Origin of the sequence: Halorubrum sp. SS7 (assembly GCF_005435055.1) — an archaeon.
Taxonomy (GTDB): domain Archaea; phylum Halobacteriota; class Halobacteria; order Halobacteriales; family Haloferacaceae; genus Halorubrum; species Halorubrum salinarum.
Genome location: NZ_SGXV01000217.1, coordinates 1 through 661, shown reverse-complemented (window position 1 = coordinate 661; position 661 = coordinate 1). Strand labels below are relative to the sequence as shown.

Below are 661 nucleotides of genomic sequence, written 5' to 3'. Positions count from 1 at the left end.
TCCCGCCCGGTCGGCGTTCTCCAGCTCGTCCGGCGCGAGGTGGTCGACGTAGAGACTCCACGCGTCGCCGACGACGTGCGCACCGACCGCATCGGCGAGTTCCGCCACGCGCACCTCGGGGTCCGGCGGCTCGGCGAGGCCGACCTCGTCCGGGTCGACGCCGAGGTGTTCGGCGTGCTGTCGCATCTGCTCCCGCTGCTCGCGTTCGAGCCCGGCGAGGATCCCCGCGTAGGCCCGGATCTGCTCGTTCTCCGCGGGGTTCGACATCATCTGCTTCATCGCCTGCTTCTGGAGCCCGAACATCACGCGCTCACCTCCTCGGAGGCGGCGCCAACGAACTTCCCGGCCACGTCACCATCCTTCAGCAGCACGGTGCCGCAGACGATCGCGGTCGAGAGGAGGAGCGCCTGCTTGTCGCTCATCTCCTCCATGCCCATATCCGAAACGACCGCGTCGAACTTCTGATCCAGCTCCACGGGCGGCTCGGTCGCGAGGGCCGCGACCTCCTCGGAGGACATCGCCTCGGCGTCGCCCTCGTCGCGCATCTCCGAGGCGACCTCCGGTAGGAGTACCGAGAGGGACTCGACATACATCTCGCCCCACGAACCCCCTTCAGAGGGGGTCTCTCCCCCCTCCTCACCCCCTTCTGATTGGGTATCGT

General features: G+C 68.2%; 2 protein-coding genes. Both read right to left on the bottom strand.

What is annotated here, in order from left to right; translation table 11 throughout:
• Positions 1-303, bottom strand: a 303-nt coding sequence (locus tag EXE44_RS17710; RefSeq protein WP_137718029.1) for a hypothetical protein, incomplete at its 3' end; no start/stop codon positions are given.
• On the bottom strand, positions 303-661 hold a 359-nt coding region (locus EXE44_RS17705; protein WP_206750404.1), incomplete at its 5' end, for a hypothetical protein. The genes EXE44_RS17705 and EXE44_RS17710, both read right to left, overlap by 1 nt.